Origin of the sequence: Maritalea mobilis (assembly GCF_019800885.1) — a bacterium.
GTDB classification, from domain to species: Bacteria; Pseudomonadota; Alphaproteobacteria; order Rhodobacterales; family Rhodobacteraceae; genus Roseibacterium; species Roseibacterium beibuensis.
The window spans coordinates 648,697-674,557 of the sequence record NZ_JAHVKE010000002.1 but is presented as its reverse complement, the minus strand read 5'-3'; the positions used below and the strand labels follow the sequence as shown (position 1 = coordinate 674,557).

The 25,861-nt window shown below is 65.9% G+C and carries 31 protein-coding genes and 1 pseudogene; 23 read left to right on the top strand and 9 right to left on the bottom strand.

The genetic code is table 11. The annotated features are described in order from the left end of the window. The first annotated feature begins 62 nt into the window (after positions 1–62). The 10 genes from KUV65_RS12190 to KUV65_RS12145 all read left to right on the top strand — a co-directional run bounded on the left by KUV65_RS12190 (position 63) and on the right by KUV65_RS12145 (position 8,657). On the top strand, positions 63–1,004 hold the full coding sequence (locus KUV65_RS12190; protein ID WP_222190958.1) for an ABC transporter permease: 942 nt from the start codon (positions 63–65) through the stop codon (positions 1,002–1,004). Beyond that, entirely contained in the window at positions 1,001–1,825 is an 825-nt protein-coding gene (locus KUV65_RS12185) for an ABC transporter permease (protein ID WP_222190957.1), read from the top strand. Before KUV65_RS12190 ends, KUV65_RS12185 begins: the two co-directional genes overlap by 4 nt. Beyond that, a complete protein-coding gene (locus tag KUV65_RS12180; RefSeq protein ID WP_222190956.1) occupies positions 1,822–3,411 on the top strand; it encodes an ABC transporter ATP-binding protein in 1,590 nt (529 codons plus the stop codon). Before KUV65_RS12185 ends, KUV65_RS12180 begins: the two co-directional genes overlap by 4 nt. Beyond that, positions 3,395–4,840 carry an aldehyde dehydrogenase family protein gene (locus tag KUV65_RS12175; RefSeq protein ID WP_222190955.1) on the top strand — a complete coding sequence of 482 codons (1,446 nt, stop codon included), beginning with the start codon at positions 3,395–3,397 and terminating at the stop codon, positions 4,838–4,840. Before KUV65_RS12180 ends, KUV65_RS12175 begins: the two co-directional genes overlap by 17 nt. Positions 4,841–4,910: 70 nt before the next feature. After that, complete coding sequence (locus tag KUV65_RS12170; protein ID WP_222190954.1) at positions 4,911–5,474, top strand: hypothetical protein; 564 nt, start codon at positions 4,911–4,913, stop codon at positions 5,472–5,474. Next, positions 5,471–5,923, top strand: a complete 453-nt coding sequence (locus KUV65_RS12165; RefSeq protein WP_222190953.1) for an acyl-CoA thioesterase — start codon at positions 5,471–5,473, stop codon at positions 5,921–5,923. Before KUV65_RS12170 ends, KUV65_RS12165 begins: the two co-directional genes overlap by 4 nt. Beyond that, on the top strand, positions 5,913–6,653 hold the full coding sequence (locus KUV65_RS12160) for a glucose 1-dehydrogenase (RefSeq protein WP_222190952.1): 741 nt from the start codon (positions 5,913–5,915) through the stop codon (positions 6,651–6,653). The genes KUV65_RS12165 and KUV65_RS12160 overlap by 11 nt, the downstream gene beginning before the upstream one ends. Beyond that, positions 6,653–6,994, top strand: a complete 342-nt coding sequence (locus KUV65_RS12155; RefSeq protein WP_222190951.1) for a hypothetical protein — start codon at positions 6,653–6,655, stop codon at positions 6,992–6,994. The genes KUV65_RS12160 and KUV65_RS12155 overlap by 1 nt, the downstream gene beginning before the upstream one ends. After that, positions 6,991–7,986 carry a P1 family peptidase gene (locus KUV65_RS12150; protein WP_222190950.1) on the top strand — a complete coding sequence of 332 codons (996 nt, stop codon included), beginning with the start codon at positions 6,991–6,993 and terminating at the stop codon, positions 7,984–7,986. Before KUV65_RS12155 ends, KUV65_RS12150 begins: the two co-directional genes overlap by 4 nt. A 107-nt stretch (positions 7,987–8,093) precedes the next feature. After that, positions 8,094–8,657, top strand: coding sequence for a hypothetical protein (locus tag KUV65_RS12145; protein ID WP_222190949.1), 564 nt, complete (start codon positions 8,094–8,096; stop codon positions 8,655–8,657). Between the two features lie 82 nt (positions 8,658–8,739). Here KUV65_RS12145 and KUV65_RS12140 read toward each other — a convergent pair whose 3' ends face one another. From KUV65_RS12140 to KUV65_RS12120, 5 genes are all read right to left on the bottom strand, one after another. Next, positions 8,740–9,315, bottom strand: a complete 576-nt coding sequence (locus KUV65_RS12140) for a F0F1 ATP synthase subunit B (RefSeq protein ID WP_222190948.1) — start codon at positions 9,313–9,315, stop codon at positions 8,740–8,742. Further along, complete coding sequence (locus KUV65_RS12135; RefSeq protein WP_222190947.1) at positions 9,312–9,899, bottom strand: F0F1 ATP synthase subunit B'; 588 nt, start codon at positions 9,897–9,899, stop codon at positions 9,312–9,314. Before KUV65_RS12135 ends, KUV65_RS12140 begins: the two co-directional genes overlap by 4 nt. A gap of 84 nt (positions 9,900–9,983) precedes the next feature. Next, positions 9,984–10,220 (bottom strand): F0F1 ATP synthase subunit C, encoded by a 237-nt coding sequence (locus KUV65_RS12130; RefSeq protein ID WP_222190946.1) that lies wholly within the window; start codon positions 10,218–10,220, stop codon positions 9,984–9,986. A 72-nt stretch (positions 10,221–10,292) separates the two neighbouring features. Continuing rightward, entirely contained in the window at positions 10,293–11,141 is an 849-nt protein-coding gene (locus KUV65_RS12125; RefSeq protein WP_308124661.1) for a F0F1 ATP synthase subunit A, read from the bottom strand. A 6-nt stretch (positions 11,142–11,147) separates the two neighbouring features. After that, entirely contained in the window at positions 11,148–11,495 is a 348-nt protein-coding gene (locus tag KUV65_RS12120; RefSeq protein WP_222190945.1) for an AtpZ/AtpI family protein, read from the bottom strand. A 208-nt stretch (positions 11,496–11,703) separates the two neighbouring features. Between KUV65_RS12120 and KUV65_RS12115 the strand changes: the two genes are divergently transcribed. Continuing rightward, positions 11,704–12,051, top strand: coding sequence for an ArsR/SmtB family transcription factor (locus KUV65_RS12115; protein WP_222190944.1), 348 nt, complete (start codon positions 11,704–11,706; stop codon positions 12,049–12,051). A 110-nt stretch (positions 12,052–12,161) separates the two neighbouring features. Here KUV65_RS12115 and KUV65_RS12110 read toward each other — a convergent pair whose 3' ends face one another. Further along, positions 12,162–13,064: a DMT family transporter gene (locus KUV65_RS12110; protein WP_222190943.1), complete on the bottom strand. Its 903-nt coding sequence runs from the start codon at positions 13,062–13,064 to the stop codon at positions 12,162–12,164. Further along, positions 13,061–13,939, bottom strand: coding sequence for a LysR family transcriptional regulator (locus KUV65_RS12105; RefSeq protein WP_222190942.1), 879 nt, complete (start codon positions 13,937–13,939; stop codon positions 13,061–13,063). Before KUV65_RS12105 ends, KUV65_RS12110 begins: the two co-directional genes overlap by 4 nt. A gap of 203 nt (positions 13,940–14,142) precedes the next feature. On the opposite strand from KUV65_RS12105, the gene KUV65_RS12100 reads away from it, so the two are divergent. The 12 genes and pseudogenes from KUV65_RS12100 to KUV65_RS12045 all read left to right on the top strand — a co-directional run bounded on the left by KUV65_RS12100 (position 14,143) and on the right by KUV65_RS12045 (position 22,274). Continuing rightward, the gene (locus KUV65_RS12100) at positions 14,143–14,733 is read left to right on the top strand and encodes an FMN-dependent NADH-azoreductase (protein WP_222190941.1); all 591 of its coding nucleotides are present in this window, start codon (positions 14,143–14,145) and stop codon (positions 14,731–14,733) included. A 240-nt stretch (positions 14,734–14,973) separates the two neighbouring features. After that, on the top strand, positions 14,974–15,492 hold the full coding sequence (locus KUV65_RS12095; protein ID WP_222190940.1) for a hypothetical protein: 519 nt from the start codon (positions 14,974–14,976) through the stop codon (positions 15,490–15,492). A gap of 248 nt (positions 15,493–15,740) precedes the next feature. After that, positions 15,741–17,243, top strand: a complete 1,503-nt coding sequence (ffh, locus tag KUV65_RS12090) for a signal recognition particle protein (RefSeq protein WP_222190939.1) — start codon at positions 15,741–15,743, stop codon at positions 17,241–17,243. Then, complete coding sequence (locus KUV65_RS12085) at positions 17,240–17,788, top strand: GNAT family N-acetyltransferase (protein ID WP_222190938.1); 549 nt, start codon at positions 17,240–17,242, stop codon at positions 17,786–17,788. The genes ffh and KUV65_RS12085 overlap by 4 nt, the downstream gene beginning before the upstream one ends. A gap of 91 nt (positions 17,789–17,879) precedes the next feature. Then, the gene (locus tag KUV65_RS12080; protein WP_222190937.1) at positions 17,880–18,176 is read left to right on the top strand and encodes a chorismate mutase; all 297 of its coding nucleotides are present in this window, start codon (positions 17,880–17,882) and stop codon (positions 18,174–18,176) included. Between the two features lie 46 nt (positions 18,177–18,222). After that, entirely contained in the window at positions 18,223–18,633 is a 411-nt protein-coding gene (gene rpsP / locus KUV65_RS12075; protein ID WP_222190936.1) for a 30S ribosomal protein S16, read from the top strand. Positions 18,634–18,747: 114 nt separating this feature from the next. Further along, the gene (locus KUV65_RS12070) at positions 18,748–18,927 is read left to right on the top strand and encodes a hypothetical protein (RefSeq protein WP_222190935.1); all 180 of its coding nucleotides are present in this window, start codon (positions 18,748–18,750) and stop codon (positions 18,925–18,927) included. After that, positions 18,920–19,429 carry a ribosome maturation factor RimM gene (gene rimM / locus KUV65_RS12065; protein ID WP_222190934.1) on the top strand — a complete coding sequence of 170 codons (510 nt, stop codon included), beginning with the start codon at positions 18,920–18,922 and terminating at the stop codon, positions 19,427–19,429. The genes KUV65_RS12070 and rimM overlap by 8 nt, the downstream gene beginning before the upstream one ends. A 217-nt stretch (positions 19,430–19,646) precedes the next feature. After that, positions 19,647–20,384: a tRNA (guanosine(37)-N1)-methyltransferase TrmD gene (gene trmD, locus KUV65_RS12060; RefSeq protein ID WP_222191276.1), complete on the top strand. Its 738-nt coding sequence runs from the start codon at positions 19,647–19,649 to the stop codon at positions 20,382–20,384. Between the two features lie 255 nt (positions 20,385–20,639). Further along, a pseudogene (rplS, locus tag KUV65_RS12055) lies at positions 20,640–20,990 on the top strand (50S ribosomal protein L19); the annotation flags it as partial. Positions 20,991–21,034: 44 nt separating this feature from the next. After that, positions 21,035–21,256 (top strand): 50S ribosomal protein L31, encoded by a 222-nt coding sequence (gene rpmE, locus KUV65_RS12050; protein WP_222190932.1) that lies wholly within the window; start codon positions 21,035–21,037, stop codon positions 21,254–21,256. A 208-nt stretch (positions 21,257–21,464) separates the two neighbouring features. Beyond that, positions 21,465–22,274: a division plane positioning ATPase MipZ gene (locus KUV65_RS12045; protein ID WP_259550422.1), complete on the top strand. Its 810-nt coding sequence runs from the start codon at positions 21,465–21,467 to the stop codon at positions 22,272–22,274. A 294-nt stretch (positions 22,275–22,568) separates the two neighbouring features. Here the strand turns inward: KUV65_RS12045 and rpsA are convergent, their stop codons facing one another. Then, entirely contained in the window at positions 22,569–24,248 is a 1,680-nt protein-coding gene (gene rpsA / locus KUV65_RS12040) for a 30S ribosomal protein S1 (protein WP_222190930.1), read from the bottom strand. Positions 24,249–24,548: 300 nt separating this feature from the next. Next, on the bottom strand, positions 24,549–25,766 hold the full coding sequence (locus KUV65_RS12035; protein WP_222190929.1) for a hypothetical protein: 1,218 nt from the start codon (positions 25,764–25,766) through the stop codon (positions 24,549–24,551). Positions 25,767–25,861: the final 95 nt, after the last annotated feature.

Sequence of the window (25,861 nt, the reverse complement as noted above, 5' to 3'; positions counted from 1 at the left end):
GCGCGCACGCTCTGGCAAGTCCCCTCTGGCATGGGGCGGGTGCGGCGTCTAACGTCGGCCCCATGCTGCGTTACCTCCTGATCCGCGCCCTGTCGCTGTCGCTGTCCCTGATCGTGGCCAGCGTCGTGATCTTCGCGGTGATCGAGGTCATCCCCGGCGATCCTGCCACCTACATGCTGGGCCTGAACGCCACCGACGAGACGCTAGCCGCCCTGCGGGATGAACTGGGTCTGGGGGGCAGCGCACTCAGCCGCTATTTCGACTGGATCGGCGGTATGCTGACGGGGGATTTCGGCACATCCTACACCTACCGCGTTCCGGTGGCCGAGCTGGTGCTGGACCGGTTGCAGGTGTCGCTGCCGCTTGCGGCGATGGCGCTGGCGCTGTCCACGCTGATCGCCTTTCCCATCGGCATCCTTGCCGCCTCGAACCGGGGCGGCGTGGTGGATTACGGCATCATGGGCGCGACGCAACTGGGCATCGCCATCCCGAATTTCTGGTTCGCGATGTTGTTGGTCCTGCTCTTCGCGGTGACGCTGCAATGGTTCTCGGCGGGCGGCTTTCCGGGCTGGGACAACCCGTTTCTGGCGCTCAAATCCCTGACGCTGCCCGCCATCGCGCTGGCGCTGCCGCAGGCCTCGATCCTGGCGCGCGTGATGCGGTCGGCGCTTTTGGAGACCTTCTCGCAGGATTACATGCGCACCGCCCGCGCCAAGGGGCTGAGCCGTGGGCAAGCGATCCGCCGCCATGCCCTGCGCAACGCGCTGATCCCGGTGCTGACGATCATCGGGCTGCAATTCTCCTTCCTGCTGGCGGGCGCGATCATCATCGAGAACGTCTTTTTCCTGCCCGGCCTCGGGCGGCTGATCTTCCAGGGCATCACGCAGCGCGACCTGATCGTGGTGGAATCCGTAACCATGCTGTTGGTCTTCTCGGTGATCCTCGTGACCTTCCTCGTCGATATCACCTATGCCCTTGTCGACCCGAGGTTGCGCCGCAGATGAGACGCCTGCCCCCTGCCCTCATCCTCGGCGCCGTCCTGTCCGGGGCCTTCCTGATCATCGCGCTGATCTCGCTCGTCTGGGTACCCTACCCGGTCGATGGCGTGTCCATCGCGGACCGGCTGCAACCTTTCAGCCTCGCGCATCCGCTCGGCACCGACCAGCTGGGCCGCGATGTGCTGTCGCTCCTGATGGTGGGGTCGCAAACCTCGATCGCGGTGGCGATCCTTGCCGTGGGCATCGGCATGGGCCTTGGCGTGCCCCTCGGGCTGGCCGCCGCCGCCCGGCGCGGCAGCCTGCTCGACGAGGTCATCATGCGCGGCAACGATCTGATTTTCGCCTTCCCCTCGCTCGTCATCGCCATCCTGATCACCGCGCGCTACGGCCCCTCGGCCACCAACGCGATCCTTGCCATCGGCATATTCAACATCCCCGTCTTTGCCCGCGTGGCGCGCGGGGGCGCGCTGCCGCTCTGGACGCTGGATTACATCCTCGCCGCCCGCACCGCCGGTAAGGGCCGCATCCGCATCAGCGCGGAACACATCCTGCCCAACATCCTGAACCTGCTGATCGTGCAAGCGACCATACAGTTCAGTTTGGGCATCCTTGCCGAAGCCGCGCTCAGCTACGTGGGCCTCGGCGCGCAGCCGCCCACGCCCAGTTGGGGCCGCATGCTGTCCGAGGCACAGACGATGATCTACACCCACCCGATGCTGGCCGTTTTGCCGGGGCTGGCCATCGTGCTGATGGTGCTGGGGCTGAACCTGATGGGCGACGGGTTGCGCGATGTGCTCGACCCGCGGCTGAGGCGGGGGCGGACATGATCGCGCTCGACCGCCTGTCGCTGTCCATCCACGGCCAGCCGATCCTGCGCGACGTCTCGCTGGACATCGCGCCGGGCGAGATCTTCGGGCTGGTGGGTGAAAGCGGCTCGGGCAAATCCATGACCGCGCTGGCGTTGATGGGCCTGCTGCCCACCGGCGCGGCCACGACCGGCCGCGCCAGTCTCGACGGCACGGACCTTCTGTCGCTGTCGGAACCCGCATTGTGCCGCCTGCGCGGCAATGAGATCGGCATGATTTTCCAGGAGCCGATGACCGCGCTGAACCCGGTGCAGACCATCGGCGCGCAGGTGGCCGAGACCCTGACGATCCATGGCAAGGCCGATGCGACCGAGGCCCGCGCCATCGCGCGCGACCGGCTGGACCGCGTGGGCCTCAAGCATATCCCGATGGACCGCTACCCGCACGAGTTGTCGGGCGGCCAACGACAGCGTGTCTGCATCGCCGCCGCCATCGCGCTGCACCCTCGCCTTCTGATCGCGGATGAGCCGACCACCGCGCTGGACGTGACCACGCAGGCGCAGATCCTCGACCTGCTGCGCGATATCGTGGCGGACGAGGGGATGTCGCTGCTGCTCATCACCCATGACCTCGCCGTGGTGGCCGACATGGCCGACCGCATCGCCGTGATGCAGACGGGCGAGATCGTGGAAACCGGGCCGACCAAGACCGTCCTCGCCCGGCAGGATCACCCCTATACCCGCGCGCTTTTCGCGGCCTCCTCGCACCAGCCCGACCGCGCCACGTATCCCGACCCCGCCCCCCTGCTGGCCGTCGAGAACGTCACGCGCAGCTACCCCGGCCCGCGTCAGGGCTTTCGCCGGAGCCCGCCGCTCCACGCCGTCGATGGGGTCAGCTTTGCGCTGCACGAGGGCGAAAGCCTGGGCCTTGTCGGGGAATCCGGCTGCGGGAAATCCACGCTGACGCGCGCGATCCTGGGCCTCGACCCGATCCAGGGCGGGGCGATCCGGCTGAACGGCACGCCGGTCACGCCCCAGATGCCGCGCGCCGCGCGTGCCGATATCCAGGTCGTGTTCCAGGACCCGTATGGCAGTTTCAATCCCCGCTGGCGGGTCGAGCGGCTGATCGCGGAACCCTTTCACTTGCTGCCCGATCCACCGCGCGGGGGCGACCGACGCGACCGCGTGGCCGAGGCACTGACCGCCGTGCATCTCTCCCCCGACGACATGCACAAGTACCCGCACGAATTCTCGGGCGGCCAGAGGCAGCGCATCGCCATTGCCCGCGCCCTCATCACCCGCCCCAAGCTCCTTGTGCTGGACGAGGCGGTGTCGGCCCTCGATGTCTCGGTGCGCGCGCGCATCCTCGACCTGCTGGCCGAGTTGCAGGGGGAGTTCCACCTCTCCTACCTTTTCATCAGCCATGACCTGACCGTGGTGCGCGCGATCACCGACCGTGTTCTTGTGATGCAGTCCGGCAAGATCGTCGAAGAGGGCGCGACCGAAGCCGTCTTCACCGCGCCCACGCACCCCTATACCCGAACCCTGCTCAAGGCCGCCCCGCGCCTGCCAGACCATATCGGAGGATCCCATGACACCCTGGTTTGACCCGACCCAAGTCTTCATCGGCGGCCGCTGGCAACCCTGCGCCGGTGGCACCACCCTACCGCTCGAAAACCCCTCGACCGGGGAGGAGATCGGGCGCATCGCGCGCGGCGATCACCGCGATATCGACGCCGCCGTGCAGGCCGCCGAGGCCGCCTTGCAGGGCGAGTGGGGCGCCCTGACCGCCGCCGAGCGCGGTCGCCTGCTGCTGCATCTCGGTCAACTGGTGAGTGAGCATTTCGACGCGCTGGCCGAGATGGAAGCGACCGATGTGGGCAAGCCCCTGCAACAGGCCAAGAACGACGTCATCGCGCTGGCGCGCTATTGCGAGTTCTACGGCGGCGCCGCCGACAAGGTGATGGGCGAAACGATCCCGTTCCAGAACGGCTTTACCGTCTACACCCTGCGCGAGCCGCACGGCGTCACCGGCCATATCGTGCCGTGGAACTACCCGATGCAGATCATCGGGCGGTCCATCGGCGCGGCTCTGGCGATGGGCAATGCCTGCGTCCTGAAACCGGCCGAAGAGGCGTGCCTCACCGCGCTGGCCTTTGCCGATCTCGCGCGGCAAGCCGGGTTCCCGCCCGGCGCGCTGAACGTGGTGCCGGGGCTGGGGGACGAGGCCGGCGCGGCGCTGACCGCCCATCCGGGCGTGCGGCACCTGTCCTTCACCGGGTCGGTCGGGACGGGGCGCAAGGTGCAGGCCGCGGCGGCCGAGAACCTGGTCCCCGTCACGCTGGAACTGGGCGGGAAATCCCCGCAACTCGTGTTCAAGGATGCCGACGTGGACAAGGCCCTGCCTTTCTTGGTCAACGCGGGCATCCAGAACGCAGGCCAGACCTGCTCGGCCTCCTCCCGCATCCTTGTGCAGCGCGACCGCATGGACGAGGTGACCGAGCGGATGGCCGAGGCCTACCGCGCCCTGCGCGTCGGCCCGGCCATGGCGGATCTGAACGTTGGCCCCCTGATCTCCGCCCGTCAGAAGGATATCGTGGAAAGCTACCTGTCGCTGGCCGATCCTTCGGAGGTCATCGCGCGGGGCGAGGTGCTGGATAATGCGCCGAAAGGCGGCCACTACGTCGCGCCGACGCTGATCTCGGGCCTCGATCCAGACCACCGGCTGGCGCAAGAGGAGATCTTCGGCCCGGTGCAGGTGCTCCTGCCCTTCGAGGACGAGGAAGACGCCGTGCGCATCGCCAATGGCACGGCCTATGGCCTGGTTGCCTCGGTCTGGTCGTCGGATGGCGGGCGGCAGATGCGGCTGGCCAAACGCCTGCGCGCGGGGCAGGTGTTTCTCAACAATTACGGGGCTGCGGGCGGGGTCGAGTTGCCCTTCGGCGGGGTCGGCCATTCCGGGCATGGCCGCGAAAAGGGGTTCGAGGCGCTTTACGGCTTCTCTGCCCTGAAAACCGTCGCAGCGCATCACGGGTAAGGGGTGCCGCGCGGGGGCTTTCGCAAACCCCGCGCGCCCGCTAGCCTCGCCGCGATCATCAGGAGACGCCATGTCACGCTTCGGAAAATTCCCGGTCTTCGCCCTGTTGCTGGCCTTGGCGGCGCTGGCTGCCGCGCTGTTCGGCGCGCTCCATAACCAGATCAGCTATTCCGTCGGCCCCAGCTATTTCGAGGATTACAAGTTCGCCCAGTTCGGCACCGACCCGGGGATGGCCCCACGCCTTGCCGCCGCCGTTGTGGGCGCGCAGGCGAGTTGGTGGATGGGGGCTCTGGTGGGGCTTCCGGCCTTTCTCTACGGGCTTGTCGCGGTTCCCCGGAACGCCAGCTACCTGGCCGCCGGGATCGGGGCGATTGGGCTTGTCGTGATCCTCGCCACCTTTGCCGCGGTGGCGGGCCTTCTCGGCGGCATCATCGTCACCGCGACCGGCTGGCTGGATGCCTCGCTCACCCTGCCCGATGGTGTGGACCCGACCGAGTTCCTGCGCGCGGGCTTCATGCATGACGCCAGCTATATCGGCGGCGGCCTTGGCGCGATCCTCGCCTTCTGGCCGATGCGGCGCGCCCGCCAGATCGACGCCGCCCGCCATGCCCAGCAAACACAGGCCCCCGAATGACTGACCTTCCCGCTTACGGTATCGAGACGCTGCGCCGACCCGTTCAGCCCGCAGAGTGTGACATACTCGGCCACATGAACGTGGCGCGTTATGTCGATGCCGTGTCCGACGCGATGTTCTCGATGATGACCCGCTTCGGCCTGTCCCGCGCCGCGATGGCGGAGCGCCGCCTTGGCCTTGTCGCCGCCCATCTCGAAGCCGATTACCGGGCCGAGCTTTTGTCGGGCGACGTGATCGTGATGCAAAGCCGGGTGGAGCATGTGGGCACCAAGTCCGCCCGCTTCGCGCATCGGCTCTACCGCGCCGATACGGGGGCGCTGGTCTTCGAGGCAAGCCATGTCTCGGTCTTCTTCGATCTTGAAGCGCGCCGCGCCACGGCCTTTCCGGACGACATCCGCGCGGCGCTCGAACAGTTGAAAACCACGAAGGGAGAGGCCGATGCGGCTTGAGGGGAAATGCGCCATCGTCACGGGCGGCGGATCGGGGTTCGGCGCAGGCATCGCGCGCATCTTCGCCCGTGAGGGCGCCCAAGTGATGGTCGCCGACATCAACCCCGACGCCGCCCGCGCCGTGGCCGAGGAGGTGGGCGGCATCGCGCAAACTGTCGACGTGGCCGACGGCGCGTCTGTCGCGGCGATGACCCAGGCCGCCCTGACGGCATGGGGCAGGATCGACATCCTCGTGAACAACGCGGGCATCACCCACCTGCCGACCCCGCTGGAAGACGTCAGCGAGGAAGAGTTCGACCGCGTCCTCGCCGTCAACGCCAAGTCCGTCTACCTGACCGCGCGCGAGATCGTACCGCAGATGAAGGCACAGGGCGCGGGTGCGATCCTCAACATCGCCTCGACCGCTGGCCTCTCACCCCGGCCCCGGCTGAACTGGTACAATGCGTCGAAGGGATGGATGATCACCGCGACCAAGGCCATGGCGGTGGAGCTTGCCCCCGCGGGCATCCGCGTCAACGCGCTGGCCCCGGTGGCGGGTGAAACGCCGCTCCTGTCCAGTTTCATGGGTGAGGACACGCCCGAGATGCGGGCGAAATTCCTGTCGACCATCCCGATCGGGCGCTTCTCCACCCCCGAGGACATGGGCGAGGCGGCGGCGTTCCTGTGTTCCGACGCGGCCTCGATGATCACCGGCGTTGCGATGGAGGTGGACGGGGGGCGCTGCATCTGATGGCCCGGCTTGCGCGCCTACCGGCCGAGATCACCGTCTTCGCGGGCGATTTCGCCAGCCAGCCGCTGGCCTTCGCGCATCTTTGGGATGTCGCGCCCGAGTTGGACTTCGACCATGTCGAGGTGATCCCCCGGGCGGGCGCCGACAAACGCCTCGCCCCGTATTTCGACCCGGCCACAATCGCTCGGCTGACCGCCATCGCGCAGGACACGCTGATCCTTGTCCTGCCTGCCGCCCATGCGTCCCCCGATTGCCCTTTGGGCGAAACCGACCGTTTGACAGCGCTCGGGTCGCTTCGGGGTCACGTGCCCCACCTGATGCAGAAAGGCACCGCGCCATGATCCGCCCCGGCCCGCGCAACCTGATCACCGATATTGCCGGCCTGAGTGTCGGGAACGCCGAGGACGCCGCGATAAAGACCGGCGTCACCGTCCTTCTGGGGGCGCAGCCCTTTACCGCTGCCGTGCATGTCATGGGCGGCGCGCCCGGCACGCGCGAGACCGACCTCCTGGCCCCCGACAAGACCGTGCAGCAGGCCGACGCGCTGGTCCTGTCGGGCGGTTCCGCCTTCGGCCTCGACGCCGCCTCGGGCGTGGCCGATGCCCTGCGAGAGCGCGGGCGCGGCTTTGCCGTGGGCGACCAGACCGTGCCGATCGTCCCCGGCGCGATCCTGTTCGACCTGATCAACGGCGGCGACAAGGCCTGGCCCGAGAACCCCTACAAGCGCCTTGGCCGCGAAGCCCTTGAGGCGGCTGGCGACCGCTTCACCTTGGGGAGCGCGGGGGCGGGAACCGGTGCCCTGATCGCGGACCTCAAGGGCGGGCTTGGATCGGCCTCGGTCACAGTCGGCGGTTTCACCGTTGGCGCGCTTGTCGCCGTCAACGCGCTTGGGCGGGTGACCGTTGGCGAAAGCGCGCATTTCTGGGCCGCGCCCTTCGAGATGGGGGGCGAGTTCGGCGGCCTTGGTCCCGCGCCTGCCGACGCTTTCGACCCTGCCGCACATCCCGCGCTGAAAGGGGCCGAGCCGCAGAACACCACCATCGCCATCGTCGCCACCGATGCCAACCTGACGCAGGCCCAGGCGACCCGCATGGCCACCGCGGCGCATGACGGGTTCGCCCGCGCGATCTATCCCAGCCATACACCGATGGACGGCGACCTTGTCTTCGCGGCGGCGACCGGGGCCAAGCCGCTGGCGGACCCCGTGGGCGACACGTTAATGCTCGGCCATGCAGCGGCGCTGTGCATGGCGCGGGCCATCGCGCGCGGCGTCTACTCGGCCACCACACAGCCAAACGACGCCAAACCGACCTGGGCCGCGCGCCATGGCTAGGGGTCTGACGCATGACAGGCGCGCGGCGAAGGGCAGCATATCCTGACCTTCTGATGCCCGCGCCTTTGGACTAGACTGCGCGTGACTCAACTTGAAAGGAGCGTCCCATGCGCCGCCTCTCCCTTGTCTTCGCCGCCACCGCCTGTTTCGCACCGCTGTCCGCAGCGGCAGACGACATCACCGATGCGCTGAGCGCCGCCATCACCGCCTATGAGGCGGGCGAGATCCAGGATGCCTTGGGCGAAGTCGCCTACGCGACCCAGCTTCTGAACGAGCTACAGGCAGAGGGCCTGGAAACCTTCCTGCCCCCGGCGCTCGACGGCTGGACGCGCGAGGTCTCGGACGAGGCCGCCGCAGGTCTGGGCTTCATGGGCGGGGGCTCCGCCGCCGAGGCGAGCTATTCCGGCCCGGAGGGGAGTTTCACGATCACCTACGTGGCCGACAACCCGATGGTCGGCGCCATGGCCGGGATGCTGGGCAACGCGACTTTGATGGGCGCGATGGGCCGGATCGAGCGCATCAATGGCGAAAACTTCCTCGATGCCGATGGCGAGTTGTCGGCGCTGATCGGCGGGCGGGTTCTGGTTCAGGTCAGCGGCGCGCCGTCCGAGGCCATGATCGCGCATATGGAGCAGGTGGATTTCGACGCTTTGGGCAGCTTCGACCAATAAGCGAACCCACGCGCGCAAAAAAGAAAACGCCCCGAACCATGCAGGTCCGGGGCGTTTCTTTTTTGGTGTCAGTCGTCGCGTCTCAGTGCAGGCGCGCTTCGACCTCGGTGATCGAGTCGTCGATCAGCTTGTTGGCGTCTGCCGCGGCCATCTTGCTGGCGATCAACTCGCCCGCTGCGGCAACGGCCACCTCGACGGCGCGGTCGCGCACAGCGCGCACAGCCTTGGCTTCGGCGCTGCCGATCTGATCTTCGGCGGCTTGCAGGCGACGCTCGATCGAGCGCTCAAGCTCGGCCTTGGCCTGGTCGGCGGCGGCCTGCGCGTCGGCACGGGCCTGGCTGACGATCCGCTCGGACTGCTCGGCCACTTCGCGCTGCTTGCGCTCGTAAGCGGCGAGCAGGGTCTGGGCCTCTTCCCGCAGCGCGCGGGCTTCGTCCAGCTCTGCCTTGATGCCGTCGGCGCGCTTGTCCAGCATGCCACCGATCAGGGTCGGCACGTTGAAGTAGAACAGGATCGCCACGAAGAACAGGAAGCCGATCAGCACCACGAAGTTGGTGTTGAAGAGCGAGGTGAAGCCATAGTCACCACCAGCCGCCAGCGCGGGGCCGGCGGACAACAGGGCAATGGACAGGATCAGGGCCTTGCGCATGTCGCTCATCCTCTCATCCGGGCCGTGACGGCGGCATTCACCGCGTCGGCATCCACGCTTTGACCGGGCGCGATGGCCGAGACGATCTCGGCGGTCACGTCGCGGGCGACTTCTTCCACCGATTGCGCGGCGCTGGCCTGGATCTCTGCGATCCGGGCTTCGCTTTCCGCGGTCTTGGCGGCAATCTGTTCGTCGGCACGGGCCGTGGCCTCGGCCAGCCCGGCCTGGATCTCGGCACGGGTTTCGTCGGCGATGCGATGCGCCTCGGCACGGGCATCGGCGAGCGCCTGTTCATAGGCCTTTTCCGCTTCGGCGGCCTGACGCTTCAGGTCCTCGGCGGCGGCCAGGTCGTTTGTCAGGGTGCCCTGGCGTTCGGCCAGGACCGACGCGATGCGCGGCAACGCGATCTTGTCGAGGATCAGCCAGATGACGACCAGCGTGACCACCAGCCAGAAGATCTGGTTGGGGAAGGTCGCGATATCGAGCTGCGGCATCCCCGGCCCCGCGCTATGCGCGGCGTCGGCGGCGCCATGGGCGGCATCCGCGGCCCCGTGCGCTGCATCTGCAACGCTATGTTCGGCGTCTTCGGCCATGATGTCCTCCTGGAACCGGGGTTACTGCGGGGCGCGGCGATGTCTCGGCCACGCCCCGGCCGTAAGGAAGGTTCGGAAGATGCCTTAGACGGCGAACATCAGCAGCAGGGCGACGAGGAAGGCAAAGATGCCCAGAGCCTCGGCGAACGCGATGCCGATGAAGAGGGTCGCGGTCTGGCCGGCAGCGGCCGACGGGTTGCGCAGGGCGCCTGCGAGGAAGTTGCCGGCAACGTGGCCCACACCGATGGCGGCTGCGCCGGAACCGATTGCGGCGAGGCCAGCACCGATGAACTGACCCATTTCTGCGATATTACCTTCCATGGTCCTTGCTCCTTACGTTGGAAGTTCGAGAATTTCGGTGATCTGCGCGGGCCGTCCCGGCCCGGGCGCCGATCAGTGATGCGGATGAAGTGCGTCCTTGAGGTAGACGCAGGTGAGGATCGTGAAGACGTAGGCCTGGATGAAGGACACTAGCACCTCGAGGCCGTAGATCGCCATGATCCCGACGATCGGCGCGATACCGGCCACACCCATGACGCCCGCAAAGCCCGCGAACACCTTCAGCACGGCGTGACCTGCCATCAGGTTGCCCGCAAGACGAATGGAGTGGCTGACGGGGCGCACGAAATACGAGATCACCTCGATGATGGCGAGGATCGGGCGCAGCGCCAACGGCGCCGACGACACCCAGAAGAGGCTCAGGAAGCCTGCACCGTTCTTGACGAAGCCCACTATGGTCACCGTCAGGAACACGGCCATGGCCAGAACCGCCGTCACCGCGATATGCGAGGTGGTGGTGAATGACCCGGGGATCAGACCCAGGAAGTTGGCCGACACGATGAACAGGAACAGCGTGAAGATGTAGGGGAAGAAGGGCAGCGCGTCCTTGCCTGCCACGTCCTCGACCATCTTCCGCACGAACCCGTAGGCGAGTTCGGCAATCGACTGGCTGCGCGACGGGATGACGGCGCGGCCGCGGGTGCCCAGCACCATCAGCGCGAGGATCGACAGAACACCCAGCGCCATCCACAGCGTCACGTTGGTGGGCGTGTACCAATGCACCGGGCCATCCCCGAACAAGGGCGTCACGATAAACTGGTCCATCGGGTGGATCGCGAGGCCGCCCTCGTAATCGTCGGCGACGCCCAATGCGAACAGCACCAGCGCGATCGCGATCAGGGCGAAGAAGATCATGCGGCCCATGCCGCTCTTGCCGGTGGTATTGGTGCTTTCGGTCGCCACGTCCCGTTACCCCTTGTCTTGCCCATCCGCCGCGTCTGGTGTCGCGGCCTTTTCAACTTCGCTCCGCTGCACCTCTTCGGCCGAGCGGATCATCGTCTTGACCCCGGCGATGAAGCCCAGGATCGTGAAAACCATCATCAGCCAAGGCCGCGTCCCCAACAGGGTATCCAGGCCAAAACCGATCCCGAACCCGATGCCCAACCCGGCAACAAGCTCGATCACCATCCGCCAGGCCAGTTGCGCCTGGGAATAGTGTTCCTCCGTATGGGGCTTTGCCGGCGCCTGCCGGGCCTTCGCCTTAGCCAGCTTTTCCTCAAGCGCCTTGAGGCGGTCGCTTTCGGATGGCTCGGACATGGCTAAAGACACCCCTTGGGAAGTCGGGCGGAACCTAGGCAGAGGCCGCGCCGGAGTCAACGCGCATTGCAGCGACGAAAAAACGATCCAAATATCTGTTTTTGCGTCTATTTTTCAAATTCGGGCAAATCCGCCACACCGCCAGCCGCCCGAACCCATATTCAACCGTTTGGTTGACGATAAGCCCCAGCCATCGCTAACTGCCCTCATGTCCAGACAGCTCGATCAGGTCTTTGCCGCCCTCGCCGATCCCACGCGGCGGGCGATCCTGTCGATGTTGCTGGAAGATGACATGGCCGTCACCGACGTGGCCGAGCCCTTCGAGATGTCGCTGGCCGCGATCTCGAAACATCTCACCATCCTCGCCGCCGCCGGTCTCATCACGCAGGAGAAACGCGGGCGCGTGAAATGGTGCAAGCTGGAGCCTGACGCCCTGAAATCCGCTTCTGTCTGGATGCAGGGCTTCGGACAGTTCGAGCCCGTCAATCTCGATGCCTTCGAGGCCTTTCTCGAACGCGAACTGGGCAACGGTACGGGCGACATGCCCGAAAGTTAAACGATCCCTGCGAAGCGCAGCACGGCGAGCACGATCACGACCAACCCGACGAGATAGATGATGTTTCTCATGCGCCCGTCATACCGGAAAACGGCGGCTACCGCCACGATTCACTCTTTCAGCAGCAGCGCCACCGCGCCGAAACTCAAGCCAACCCCGACCAGCACCATCGCGGGCGGCACCGGCTGGCCCAGCGCCAGTTCCCACAACAGCACCCAGCTTGGCGTCAGGTAGGTATAGGCCATGACCTTGGCCGAGGGCAGGCGCATGGACGCGTATTGCACAAGGAACACGGTGGTCGAACTGGCGATAAGCGCAACATAGATCAGGGTCACCCAAACCAGCGGGCGCAGGCCCAGCCAGTCGGTCGCCAGAATGTCGCCCGCACCATAGACCAGCAGGATGCCCGCGCAGGCCGAGAGCGTCAGGAAGGTGAAGACCAGCACAGGCTCGCCCCGGTTCAGCCAGCGCACGGCGGGGGTGTAGGCCGCATGCGCGACGCAGCCCCAGAAGAAAATCGCTTCGCCCCGCCCGACCTCGAACGCCGTGAACGCCGCCCAATCCGCGCGGAAGATCACCCATAGCGCGCCCACCGCCCCGAGGCCCAGCGCCGCCACGATGCGCGGGTTGACCCCCTGGCGCAGCATCAGCCAGCCGAACCCCGCGCTCATCACCGGGGTCAGGGTAAAGACCGCCGCCGCCGACACGGGCGGCGCGGTTTTCAACCCTTCGAACATCGTCACGAAATAGACGGCGAAGAACCCGCCAAGGATCAGGTAGCGCCACGGCGCGGCCCAGGCGAAACTCGGCACCCCGCCCCGCGCTCTCACCACCGCCCAGATCGCGGCGGCGGCGATGACGAAGCGAATGGCGTTCAGCGCGGTCGGCGCGATCTCGTTCGCGATCTGCCCGCCAAGCGAGAATGACCCCGCCACCAGCGCGGAAAAGGCCAGCATGGCGATATGCCCGCGCCGCGCCTCTGCCGCTGGTTTGACAACTGCGCTGCCGGTCACTCCACGGGCCAGGTCTTCACCTGTTCCTTGAGGTGTTTGACGAAGGTCTGCACCTTGGCCGTGCGGTGCAAATCCATATGCGTGACCAGCCAGATCTTGGCCGACCAGTCCTCCATCGAGGGGAGCATATCGACAAGGTCATCCGTGCCGCGTTGATCCCACCCGGCGATAAAGCCGATGCCGATCCCCGCCAGCACCGCCTCTTTCACCGTTTCCATGTGAGAGGCACGGAACACCACGGCCCGGTCGGGCACGTTTTCCATAAGCCAGCGGTAGAAGGGCGCGCGGGGCGTATCCTCGTTCGGGCCGATGAACCTGTGCTGCTCGATCGTCTCTTCGGTCAGCATGCCATGTTTCTCGACATAGTCGGAACTGGCCACGAGCCGGATCGTCTGGGTGAAAAACGGCTGCACCACGTTGTCGGGCTGATCGGGCAGCTTGCCGGCGCGGATGGCGACATGCGCCTCGCCATATTCCAGCCGGAACAGACGCGCGTCCGAGATCAGGCGCACCCGCACGTCCGGGTGGCGGTCCTGAAACTGGGCAATGGTTGGCACCAGCAGCGGCGAGAGAGAGGCCAGCGACGTAACCAGCAGGTCGCCCGTCACCTCGTCGCCGCGCCCCCTGATGCGCCCGGCGAGTTGCGTGAACTGGTCATCGGCTTGGCCGGCCACCTGCAACAGGTCCTGCCCCGCTTCGGTCGCGGTGTAACCGCGGGCGTGGCGCTGGAACAGCTTTGCCCCCAGACGATTTTCCAGCGCGTCGATATGACGAATGACCGTGGCGTGATGGACGCCCAGAACTTCCGCCGCGCCCGAGACCGTTCCCATGCGCGCCACCTGAAACGCGGTGCGGATCTCGTCCCAATTGTCCATGAAGCCACCGTGCAGTTGCTCACAACTTGGCCGGAATGTCGCCTGTCCTGTTCGGCGATGCAATAGAGAAGCGCAGAGGGCATAGCCTGGCGAAGATCGTGCGAATTTGCAGAGTCTTCCGCGCCATTACGCAAATTGTACTTTTCTGCGAACGCTTCACATGTAGGGGCATCTCCAACCCATCACCTTCGAGGACCTCCAGGATGACCCAGACCGTGTTGCGCATCGACGCCTCCGCCCGCCGCCAAGGCTCCATCTCGCGCCAGTTGACCGACAGCATCATCAACCGCATCGCCCCCGATGCGGAGATCACCACCCGCGACCTTGCCGATGGCCTGCCCCTGATCAACGAAGCGTGGGTCGACGCCAATTTCACGCCCGCCGATGCCCGCACCCCCGAACAGCGCCAGACGCTGTCCCTGTCCGACACGCTGGTGGCCGAGGTGACCGCCGCCGACATCATCGTCATCGGCCTGCCGATCTACAATTTCGGCGTGCCCGCCACCCTGAAGGCCTGGGTCGATCTGGTCGCCCGCGCCGGCGTCACCTTCCGCTATACCGAGGCGGGCCCCGAGGGCCTGTTGACTGGCAAGCGGGCCTATATCGCCGTCGCCTCCGGCGGGACCGAGGCGGGCTCCGAGATCGACTTCGCAACTGGCTATATCCGCCACGTGCTTGGCTTCATCGGCATCACCGATGTGCATTTCGTGGCCGCCGACCGGCTGATGCTGGATGCCGAAAGCAGCATGAAAAAGGCCAACGCGCAGGTCGAAACCCTCGGAGTGGCCGCCTGATCCACGCAGCGCAGCCAAGGGGCGGGACTGTCCCGCATAGAGGAGTCATGCTCCCGCCCCCAAACCGTGCGCCAAGGACCCTGACAAAACCATGCCCGACCGCAGCGACCTGCGGTCGGCTGACCGGCGCGATCTTCTTCCGGCTCAGGCTGGCATGGCGGATCTTGGCGCCGCTCAGGGCGGTCTCGCGAAAGCCAGATCCCCGTTTGCGCAGGCGCCGCGCTTTGCTAGCCTGCGGCCATGCTCAGGGTCGCCGCCGTCATTGCCAGCCTGTTCCTGCACACCGCCCCCGTCGCGGCGCAATCCTGCACGATCGACTTCATCGTGGTCGTCACGCAGGGTGTCGGCAGCATCCGCCCCGGCGAGGAACTGACGGGCCATGCCAGCTATACCGTCGAAGGCCCCTCTTTCCGGCAGGAGGGCGGATCGACAGCGCATCTTGCGACCGGACAAATGTCCATCGGCGACAGCATCTCCGGCCCCATCTGGACCCTGATGATCACCTCCGAGGGTCCAACGGCCGACCTGATCGGGATCTACGCCAACCATGTCGAAGGCCTCACCGTGGCCGGGATCGAGTTCGAAGGCCCCATGACGATCAACCTCTTCGGCCGCCCCGGCACGCGCCCCGACCCGGCCCCGCCCACACGGCAGGAGGAATTCGACCGCATGGACCTGCGGCGCTCCTTCTCGCTCCAGGCGCATGGGCGCGACATGCTGGCGGGCAACGTCACGCGGCTGACCGCCGTCTGCACCTGATCGCCCGCGATGCTTGACTCGCAGCGCCCGCGCGCGTAACAGCCCGTCAACAACCCGGAACGCGCCAGCCTTCCGGTCCTGAGCCATTCGGCAGGATCGCCCCCCGTCAGCGAGGATTCGCCCACGGGGGTCAAGGTCCGTTTGGGCATCGCCCTTCGGATCAGCCGGATCGGCCCGCAGGGCCTTGGTGCAACCCGGAGCGCCCCTTACCTCAAGGGGGCAACCGAGACGAAAGGGGGCAATGGCCCATGTTCGAGAACCTGTCAGAACGCCTTGGTGGCGTCTTCGATCGCCTGACGAAACAGGGCGCGCTGTCCGAGGATGACGTGCGCACCGCCATGCGCGAGGTGCGCGTGGCCCTTCTCGAAGCGGACGTGTCGCTGCCCGTGGCGCGGCAGTTCATCAAGGCGGTCGAGAAAAAGGCAACCGGCGCCGCCGTCACCAAGTCGGTCACACCCGGGCAGCAGGTCATCAAGATCGTCCATGACGAACTGGTCCATGTCCTGACCGGCGACGAAGACCCCGGCAAACTGAAAATCGACAACCCGCCCGCGCCGATCCTGATGGTCGGCCTTCAGGGCTCGGGTAAAACCACGACCACCGCCAAGCTTGCCAAGCGTTTGAAAGAGCGCGAGGGCAAGAAGGTGCTGATGGCCTCGCTCGACACCAACCGCCCCGCGGCCATGGAACAGTTGGCGATTCTTGGCACCCAGATCGGCGTCGACACCCTGCCCATCGTCAAGGGTGAGGACCCGGTCGCCATCGCCAAGCGCGCCAAGACCCAGGCCAGCCTCGGCGGCTATGACGTCTATATGCTCGACACCGCCGGTCGGTTGCATATCGACGAGGAACTGATCGCGCAGGCCGCCGCCGTGCGCGACGTGGCCAACCCGCGTGAAACGTTGCTGGTGGTCGACGGCCTGACCGGCCAGGACGCCGTCAACGTGGCCGAGGAATTCGACGACAAGATCGGCGTCTCGGGCGTTGTCCTGACCCGGATGGACGGCGACGGGCGCGGCGGTGCCGCCCTGTCCATGCGCGCCATTACCGGCAAGCCCATCCGCTTCGTCGGCCTCGGCGAAAAGATGGACGCGATCGAGACCTTCGAGCCCGAGCGCATCGCCGGCCGCATCCTGGGCATGGGCGATATCGTGTCGCTGGTCGAAAAGGCGCAGGAAGTGCTGGAGGCCGAACAGGCCGAGCGCATGATGAAGCGCTTTCAGAAGGGTCAGTTCAACATGAACGACCTTAAGGGCCAGCTGGAACAGATGCTCAAGATGGGCGGCATGCAGGGCATGATGTCGATGATGCCCGGCATGGCCAAGATGCAGAAGCAACTGGATGACGCCGGCATGGACGACACCGTGATCAAGCGCCAGATCGCGCTGATCCAGTCCATGACGAAAAAGGAACGCGCCAACCCCGCCCTGCTGCAGGCCAGCCGCAAGAAACGCATCGCCGCCGGCGCGGGGCAGGATGTCTCCGACCTCAACAAGCTTTTAAAGATGCAGCGCCAGATGGCCGACGCGATGAAGAAGCTCGGCAAGATGGGCAAGAAGGGCATGATGAAAGGCGGCCTCGGCGCGCTGATGGGCAAGGGTGCGCCCTCTGCCCTCAAGGATATGGACCCGTCCAAGATGGACCCGGCGGAAATGGAAAAGGCCGCGCGCCAGATGGGCATGGGCGGCCTGCCCGGCCTCGGCGGCGGTGGCCTTCCCCCCGGCCTCGGCGGCTTCGGCAAGAAGAAATGATCCCGCATTTGACCGATACCCCGGTCCTCGAGACCGAGCGCCTGCGTCTGCGCGCGCCCAAGTCCTCGGATTTCGAGGTCTTGGCGCCGTTCGTCATGTCAGACCGCGCGCGCTTCGTCGGCGGCGGCGCGGACAAGGATATCGGACACGCCTGGCGCGTTCTGGCGATCATCACTGGCCATTGGCATTTGCGGGGCTTCGGCACCTTCGTTGCCGAGGTGAAGGAAACCGGCACGCCCATCGGCTCGGTCGGTCCTTGGTATCCCGGCGACTGGCCGGAGCATGAACTGGGCTGGACGATCTGGACCCCAGAGGCCGAGGGCAAGGGCTATGCCCACGAGGCGGTGACGCGCGCCCGCGCCCATGCCTATGACGATCTCGGATGGCGCACGGCGGTCAGCTATATCGACGCGCGCAACGACCGCTCGCTGGCGCTGGCCCGCCGGCTTGGCTGCACCCATGACACCGGTGCCGCCCTGCCCGACCGCGACGAGCCGCTTCAGGCCTGGCGCCACCCCGCCCCGTCGCAAGGGGGGCTGCAATGACCCGCTGCCAGCCGCACATGTATGTACAGCCTGTGTACGGGGTGTGTACGCCCTGTGACACGCTCTTTCCCGCCGTTTCCGAGGTTCGCCCATGACCGATGCCGCCACCCGCGCCGCCGAGATCCTGAAGGGACATCGCGAGTCGATCGACCGCCTCGACGCGATCCTGATCTACACGCTCGGCGAGCGGTTCAAGCACACGCAGGCCGTCGGCAAGCTCAAGGCCGAACACGACCTTCCCCCGTCCGACCCCACGCGCGAAGCCGCGCAGGTCGCACGGCTCGAAGACCTGGCGAAACGGGCCGACCTGGACCCGGTTTTCGCCAAGAAATTCCTACGCTTCGTGATCGACGAGGTCATCCGTCACCACGAACAACACCAATCGTAGGGCGGGATTGATCCCGCCTTCGCAAGCCATATCAAGGAGTTACATCATGGCAATGAAAATCCGACTGGCCCGCGGCGGCTCGAAAAAGCGTCCCTTCTACCGCATCGTGGCAGCCGACAGCCGCATGCCTCGCGACGGCCGCTTCATCGAGAAGCTCGGCACCTATAACCCGCTCCTGCCCAAGGACAGCGAAGAGCGCGTGAAGATGGACATGGAGCGCGTGCAGCACTGGCTCGACCAGGGCGCCCAGCCCACCGACCGCGTGAGCCGCTTCCTCGAAGCCGCCGGCGTTCTGGAGAAGAAAGAGCGCGCCAACATGAAGAAGGCCGAGCCCGGCAAGAAGGCGCAGGAACGCGCCGAGGAGAAAGCCGCCAAGGCCGCAGCCGCCGCCGAAGCAGCCGCCGCCCCCGCCGAAGAGCCGGCGGAAGAGGCAGCTGCCGAAGAAACCACCGAGTAATCAGGTGCTTGCGGGGTGCTGGCCCCTGTGCCCGCGCCCCGCTGACCTCGGCATGGTGATATCCTGCCACACCCAGGATCGGCCCGCGCCGATACCCCAGGCCCGGAGGATCGCATGATTCTCGCGGCACTCGGGCTTGGCGCGGTCGGCCTCTACTTCCTGATCTTCGGCGACGCGCCCGCGCGGGTCGTCGGGGTCGTCTTCATCGGCATCTCTGCGGTTTTCACCTTCCTGATGTGGGTCGCCCTCACGCAGGACCGCGCCGCCCTGCCCGGAGAACTGCTTCATGGCTGACAAGGTCTGCGTCGGCGCCATCGCCGGATCCTTCGGTGTCCGCGGCGAGGTGCGGCTCAAGAGCTTCTGCGCCACACCCGAAGACGTCGCCACCTATGGTCCGCTGACGACCGAGGATGGCAGCCGCAGTTTCGACCTCCGCATCACGCGCCCGGTCAAGGCGGGCTTTGCCGCACGCCTTTCAGGCGTCACCACCAAGGAAGAGGCAGACGCCCTGCGCGGCACCCGCCTCTTCGCCCCGCGCAGCGCCCTGCCCAGCCTGCCCGACGATGAATACTACCACGCCGACCTGATCGGCCTGTCGGTACAGGACACCGGCGGCCAGCCCCGCGGCAAGGTCTCCGCCGTCTTGAACCACGGCGCCAGCGACCTGCTGGAACTGCGTGTGCCGGGACAGAAGGGTACCGTCCTCGTCCCCTTCACACTCGAGGTCGTCCCCACCGTAGATCTCGCCCAGGGCCGTATCGTCATCGACCCGCCCGAGGGTCTCTTCGACGACTGATCCCATCTTTATCCCTCAAATATGCCCGCGCGGAACGCGCCAGCGTGCAACGGGGCTCGATGCCCCGTTGCACGCTTCCCCGGGCGACGTCGAAGACGGCGCAAACCCTGCCATTGCGAAACCCGTCGCCCCGCTCTAATCCCTCCCCATGTCCCAGCCGCCTTCGAAATCTCACGGCCGCCTCTCGATCTCGGCCAACCTGACGCCACGCGACTTGATGGCCGACACCAAGCGCCTTCATGGCGCGTGGTGCGCCAAGATCGTCACCCTTTTCCCCGAGGTGTTTCCCGGCGTGCTTGGCGCCTCGCTGACGGGCCGCGCTCTCAAGGACGGGCTTTGGGCGCTGGAGCCGATCGACCTGCGCAGCTTCGGCACTGGAAAGCATCGTCAGGTGGATGACACCCCCGCGGGCGGCGGCGCGGGTCTCGTGATGCGCCCTGATGTGCTGGGCCGCGCGCTGTCGATGGCGGCAAAGGGCACGCCCGACGATCCCACTCGCTGGCCGCGCGTCTATCTCAGCCCGCGCGGCAAACCCTTCACACAGGCCGACGCGCAGCGTTTTGCAAGGGCCGAGGGGATGACGCTCCTCTGCGGGCGGTTCGAAGGCGTGGACGAGCGCGTGATCGAGGAATATGCGCTTGAGGAAATCAGCCTTGGCGATTTCGTCCTCACCGGGGGGGAAATCGCCGCGCAGGCCGTGCTGGATGCCACCGTGCGCCTTATCCCCGGCGTCCTCGGCAACGCGGCCTCGACCGAGGAAGAAAGCTTCTCCGACGGGCTTCTCGAACATCCGCAATACACCAAGCCCGCCGAATGGAAAGGCCGCAAGATCCCCGATGTGCTGCTGTCGGGCCACCATGGCGACATCGAGAAATGGCGCCGGGCCGAGGCCGAGCGCCTGACGCGCGCGCGTCGCCCCGATCTTTGGGCCGACTACCAGAAACGAAAGGGTTGATCGCCCGCCCGCCCCGCCTTATACGGCGCTGGTCCGGGGCCGGAATCGGCCAGCCGGATCGTTGTTCTTTTGGCCGCGCACGCACCTTCGGCGACCGCAAAAGCCGGGACGACACCACAAGGCAAGGATTGGCCGCATCTCCGGCGGGCGCCCCCGAAACGGGATCAAGGCGGACCCGGTCGAAGTCCGGAGCTCTGGGTTGACGAGACACCTTCGCGGAAAAACCGCGAGCATTGATGATAGGAGACGGGTCCAATGGATCTGATCGCACAACTGGAGGCCGAGCAGATCGCTGAGCTCGGCAAGACCATCCCGGATTTCAAGGCAGGCGACACCGTGCGCGTCGGTTACAAGGTGACCGAGGGCACGCGCACCCGCGTGCAGAACTACGAGGGCGTCTGCATCGCGCGCAAGAACGGCAAGGGCATCGCCGGCTCGTTCACCGTGCGCAAGATCTCGTTCGGCGAGGGCGTCGAACGTGTGTTCCCCCTCTACTCGACCAACATCGAGTCGATCGAGGTGGTTCGTCGCGGCCGCGTGCGCCGCGCCAAGATGTACTACCTGCGCTCGCGCCGGGGCAAGTCGGCCCGGATCGCCGAGGACACCACCTACAAGCCCAAGTCGGGCGCCGAAGCGTAAGGAGCGGCGAGATGAAAAAGGATATCCATCCCGATTATCACGTCATCGACGTGAAAATGACGAATGGCGACATCGTGCAGATGCGCTCGACCTGGGGTTCGGAAGGCGACACCATGTCCCTTGACATCGACCCCTCGGTGCACCCGGCCTGGACCGGCGGCACCTCGCGCCTGATGGACCAGGGCGGCCGCGTGTCGAAGTTCAAGAAGAAATACGAAGGCCTCGGCTTCTGAGCCTGACGGCCTCGTCGAAACCAATGAACGCCGCCCTTCGGGGCGGCGTTTTCGATTCACCGGGCGGATTGGACACAAATCCAAGGGAAAGACCCATATCGCGGCCATTATCCCTTACTCCGCCCCGCATGCTGCCGTATATTGCGACATAGCAAACCGGCCCCACAAAATGAGGGCCGGTCCGCCGGGGTCAATCGAGGGTACGCGCGTGGCACACATCATCGTCTTGGGCAATGAAAAGGGCGGCTCGGGGAAATCCACGACCGCCATGCATATCGCCACCGCGCTGGCCCGGCTGGGGCATGTGGTGGGCGGCCTCGACCTTGACCTGCGGCAACGCAGCTTCGGGCGCTACATCGAGAACCGGCAGAACACGATCGCCAAGCGCGACCTGGACCTGCCCTGCCCCATCCTGATGGAATTGCCGAACCTCAGCCCGGACGACCTCGAACCGGGCGAGAACATCTATGACCGCCGCCTCTCGGCTGCCGTGGCCGAGCACGAGGCGCGCTGCGATTTCATCGTTATCGACTGCCCCGGAAGCCATACGCGACTGAGCCAAGTCGCCCACAGCCTTGCCGATACGCTGATCACGCCGATGAACGACAGTTTCGTCGATTTCGACCTTCTGGCGCGGATCGACCCGGACACCTACGAGATCACCGGCCCCAGCGTCTATTCCGAGATGGTCTGGCATGCCCGGCAGTTGCGCGCGCGCGCGGGCCTCTCGCCGATGGATTGGATCGTCGTGCGCAACCGCCTGGGCGCGCAGGAGATGCACAACAAGCGCAAAGTAGGCCGCGCGATGGAGGACCTGTCCAAGCGCATCGGCTTCCGCGTCGCACCCGGCTTCAACGAGCGGGTGATTTTCCGCGAGCTGTTCCCCACGGGCATGACCTTGCTGGACTTGCGTGAACTCGGGGTCGAGCGACTGAACATCTCGAACCTCGCCGCACGGCAGGAGTTGCGGGATCTTGTCCGCGCCTTGAACCTGCCCGGCGTCGACGTCGATTTCTGATCGGCGATCAACACCACGGATCTCACGACATCCTTGAGAGGAACGCGGCCCTGCACCAGGGGCTTTGTCGTGCAGGGCCGGTCCGTCTCGGTCGCGTTCGGCGGGATAAAGGGGACAAACCGAACGCCAGGGCGGGAAGGGACATTCCCCGCGCGCGGCGGAGGGAACACCGGGCGTGTAACACCCATGTGGCAGCGTCGCGCGCCCCGCCCGTTATCCACAGCTTTTTGGACCCCCAACGAAAAAAGGCCCCGCTGCTGCGGGGCCTTTCCAATTTTGCCGTTAGGCGCGGACTTAGTCGTCCTGCTTCAGCGCTGCGCCAAGGATATCGCCGAGCGATGCGCCCGAGTCCGAGGAGCCATACTGTTCGACGGCCTCTTTCTCTTCGGCGATCTCGCGAGCCTTGATCGACAGGCCGAGGCGGCGCGACTTGGCGTCCACGTTGGTGACGCGCACGTCGATCTTGTCACCGACCTGGAAGCGCTCGGGGCGCTGCTCGGCACGGTCACGCGACAGGTCCGAGCGACGGATGAAGGATTTCATGCCTTCATACTCGACCTCGATGCCGCCATCTTCGATCGCGGTGACTTCGACGGTGATAACCGACCCACGCTTCACGCCATCCACGGCCTCGGCGAAGGGATCGCCGTCAACCGCCTTGATGGAGAGCGAGATGCGCTCCTTGTCGGTGTCGACCTCGGTGACGACCGCCTGGACGACGTCGCCCTTGCGATAGTTCTGGATGGCATCCTCGCCGCGACCTTCCCAGGTCAGGTCGGAGAGGTGCACCATGCCGTCGATGTCATTGTCGAGACCCACGAACAGACCGAACTCGGTGATGTTCTTGACCTCGCCCTCGACCTGCGTGCCGACCGGGTACTGCTCTTCGAACACTTCCCACGGGTTGCGCATGGTCTGCTTGAGACCCAGCGAAACGCGACGCTTGGCGGTGTCGATTTCCAGCACCATGACCTCGACCTCTTGCGAGGTGGAGACGATCTTGCCGGGGTGCACGTTCTTCTTCGTCCAGGACATTTCCGAGACGTGAACGAGGCCCTCGACACCGGGCTCCAGCTCGACGAAGGCACCGTAGTCGGTGATGTTCGTCACGCGGCCGGTATGCACCGATTCCAGCGGGTAGCGGGCTTCGACGGCATCCCACGGATCGTCCTGCAGCTGCTTCATGCCGAGGCTGATGCGGTGGGTGTCCTTGTTGACCTTGATGACCTGCACCTTGACGGTTTCGCCGATGGACAGGACCTCTTTCGGGTCGTTGACGCGGCGCCAGGCCATGTCGGTGACGTGCAGCAGGCCGTCCACACCACCCAGATCGACGAAGGCGCCGTATTCGGTGATGTTCTTGACCACGCCGTCGACCACGTCGCCCTCGTTGAGCTTGGCGATGACCTCGGCGCGCTGCTCGGCGCGGGACTCTTCCAGGATGGCGCGGCGCGAGACCACGATGTTGCCGCGGCGGCGGTCCATCTTGAGGATCTGGAAGGGCTGCTTGAGACCCATCAGCGGGCCTGCGTCACGCACGGGGCGCACATCGACCTGCGAACCGGGCAGGAAGGCCACGGCACCGCCCAGATCGACGGTGAAGCCACCCTTGACGCGACCGAAGATGGCGCCTTCGACGCGCTCTTCGCTGGCATAGGCTTTTTCCAGACGGTCCCACGCGGCTTCGCGCTTGGCCATCTCGTGGCTGATGACAGCCTCGCCGCGCGCGTTCTCGACGTTGCGCAGGTAAACCTCGACCTCGTCGCCCACTTCGATCTGGGGCGCTTCGCCGGGGTTCGCGAATTCCTTGAGATCGACGCGGCCTTCCATCTTGTAGCCGACATCGATGATGGCCTGGCCTGCCTCGATGGCGATGACCTTGCCCTTGACGACAGATCCCTCGTCGGGCGTGTCGATTTCGAAGCTTTCGTTCAGGAGGGCTTCGAACTCCTCCATGGTTGCTTTAGCGCACATATGCGTATCGGTTCCTATTCGTTCGATATTGCTGGCCGCGCGGTTGTCTCCGCCGGTCTTGGGATGATCGTTGGTCTGACGCCCCGGAAAACAAAGAGGGCCGGTGAACCCGACCCTGCTCGATCTCTCTGTTTCCGGCGTTGCTCGCCGTGTTGACGTGCGCGCGTATACAGGGGCAAGGCCTGTTGCGCAAGGGGCTGGCGCGGTTCGGCCTTGGTTGGCGGCGCCAGTTGCGCCAAGGCACGCCGTCTCGGCGGTGAGGGCGTGTATGCCAGTTCCTGTGGCGGGTCGGCCTGCGGGTTAGTGTTCCTCCACCGGCTGCGTGAGCAGCGCCAAGCCACATGACCCAAGCCCCAACACGGCCACCAGCCCAAGCGCAAGGGTGTGCGGACCGGGCATGGCCGCCACGGTCACGGCCAAGGCCGCGATCGCAGCCAAACCCGTGATACGCACCGCCAAGGCAGACCGGGGCATCAGCGCAATAATGCCCGCGACGGCCAAGGCACCGGCAAGACCCCATTTGAGCCACGCCATCTCTTCGCTCCAAAAGAATTTCTGGATGTCCGCCCCGACCAGGGCCGAGACCAGGACCGCGGAAAAGGCGATTGCCCAGCCAAACGACCTGTGCACGCGCCCTTGCGACAGGGCGAGGACCACCAACGCGGACAGAAACAGCGGCGCACCAACAAACCAGTTTTCGGGCAGGCCATTGACGCCATCTTCCTCCAGCACGGCCAACCAACGCCGCGATGCATAGGCTCCGGCGGCCGCCAAGCCGACGACAATCAGATATGCGCCCGCCAAAACGGGCGGGCTCAGGCGCAGGCTGAGACGGGGGGCGCCCGACCCCGCCATCGGCCGGTGGGAGAACGTGGCCGCGAAGACCAGCGCCGCTGCCAGAAAGGCGATCATGCCCAACAACTCGGTGGTTTCTTCAGCCGCGGTCCAAAGGGCATGGCCGCTCCGCCCCGGAACGCCGGGCGCTGCCAGTCCCATGATTTCGAAGTGCTCGTAAACGGGGATCAGACTGAAGCAGGCCACGCCAAGCACGATCAAGCCCGCCCCCGCCCGGCTGCGGCGCAGTTGAACGAGGCCGAACCCGGTCATGTAAACGGGCACCACAAGAATGAAGCCCACGATCATCAGCCTCCATGCGGCGTCCGGCTGCCAAAGCGCCAACCTCTCGTGGAAGGAGCCGAGTTCGTCGAGCGACAAGCCGACGAACACCAGGCCGAACAACAGCCAACCGAAGCGGAAGACCGATTTCCCAGCGTCACGCGGCTCGGCGGCGAAGCACAGAAGAAAGGCCGCCCCGGCCATCAGAAGCAACATGGAGGAAAACCAGGCGCCCAGAACGTTTTCCTGCGCCAGGTTTCCTTGCAGCATCAGTTTGTAGGCCAGCGGCCAATCCCGCCAGTCGACGTCGTTGTGCAACCAGAAGTCGACGACCCGCCAGGTCGACACAAAGCAAAGGAGTGATACGAGAACCAGGGAAACGAACAGGACGCGAAGTGCCATCTTGTCGAAAGAGATCGTCACCCTGGCCAATCCGGGTTCCGCCAATGCGATATCGCCCGCTTGTCCCTGAGCCTCTGTCTGCCTGACCGCAGGTG